Source organism: Streptomyces sp. NPDC052042 (assembly GCF_044548345.1).
In the GTDB taxonomy this organism is placed as follows: Bacteria; Actinomycetota; Actinomycetes; order Streptomycetales; family Streptomycetaceae; genus Streptomyces.
In genome coordinates this window covers 1-1,563 of sequence record NZ_JBIUBU010000083.1, presented here as the reverse complement: position 1 = coordinate 1,563, position 1,563 = coordinate 1, and the positions used below count along the sequence as shown (strand labels likewise).

General features: G+C 68.3%; 1 protein-coding gene. It reads left to right on the top strand.

Going from position 1 to position 1,563, the window contains the following annotated elements; genetic code table 11:
- The coding region (locus ACIHCL_RS36950; protein WP_399868933.1) for a beta-ketoacyl synthase N-terminal-like domain-containing protein at positions 1 to 1,563 on the top strand (1,563 nt) is incomplete at both ends.

Here is a 1,563-nt window from a genome sequence, read left to right as displayed (position 1 = left end):
CGTCCGCTTCACCGACACCATCCACACCGCCCACCAACACGGCACCACCACCTACCTCGAAATCGGACCCCACCCCACCCTCACCACCCTCACCCGCCACACCCTCAACACCACCAACAGCAACAGCAACAGCAACAGCCCCACCCTGACCCACACCCTCCACCGCAACCACTCCGAACCACACACCCTCGCACAAGCCATCGCGGCCGTCGGTGTGCAGAGCGGCCACATCGACTGGGCCGCACTCTGTGGAGCAAGCGCGCCACGGCGAGTGGAACTGCCGACCTACCCCTTCCAACGCCGCACGTACTGGGCACCGGGCGTGAAGCATGAGCAGACTTCTCCGGCTCTCGCTACGAAAAACCCGGATCAGACCCACCCCGCCACCGAACCGGACCAGACCCATCCTGCCACCGAGCCGGACCAGACCCATCCTGCTACCGAGCCGGACCAAGCTCCCCTTGCCACCGAGCGGGAGCGCGCGACGGATCAAATGTCGCGCGAGTCCCTGCTCCAGCTCGTCGCCGAGACCACAGCGGACGTCCTGGAACTCGACGGCCCGGACGAGGTCGTCCCCGACCGGACGTTCACCGCCCAGGGGCTCGACTCGATGACGGCTGTCGAACTGGCCGACCTGCTCGGCACAGCTACTGGGATCGCTCTCGATCCGAGCCTCGTCTACGACATGCCGACGCCACAGGCCGTGGCCGGCCATCTGGCGGCAACCCTGCTCGGTGAGTCTGCCACCGACGTGGAGCCGAAGGGGCGTGAGGCGGGCGGTACGAAGAAGGCGGAAGACACGGAAGATGATCCGATCGCCGTCATCGGCATCGGCTGTCGCTTCCCCGGTGGGGTGGTCTCACCCGACGAGCTGTGGGACCTGGTCGCCTCCGGAACCGACGCCATCTCCCCGTTCCCCACCGACCGCGGCTGGAACCTCGACGACCTGTACGACCCCGACCCCGCCACACCCGGAAAAAGCTACGTCCGCCACGGCGGCTTCCTCCACAACGCCGCAGACTTCGACCCCGACTTCTTCGGCATCAGCCCCCGCGAAGCCACCGCCATGGACCCCCAACAACGACTCCTGCTGGAAACCACCTGGGAGGCACTGGAGCGTGCCCGAATCGTGCCGGAGTCGCTGCGCGACGGGCGGACCGGTGTGTTCGTCGGTACGACGGCGTCGGAGTACGGGCCGAGGCTGCATGAAGGGGCGGACGGATACGGGGGTTTCCTCCTCACGGGCACCACGACCAGCGTGGCCTCCGGCCGGATCGCCTACGCCCTGGGAACACGCGGGCCAGCGATCACCATCGACACCGCCTGCTCCTCCTCCCTCGTCGCACTCCACCTGGCGGTCCAGTCCCTGCGCCGCGGCGAATGCGACCTCGCCCTCGCCGGCGCCACCACCGTCATGGCCGGACCGGGGATGTTCGTGGAGTTCTCCCGCCAGCGCGGACTGGCACCTGACGGCCGCTGCAAACCCTTCTCCGCCAACGCCGACGGCACCGCCTGGGCCGAAGGCACCGGCATCCTCCTCATCGAACGCCTCACCGACGCCCA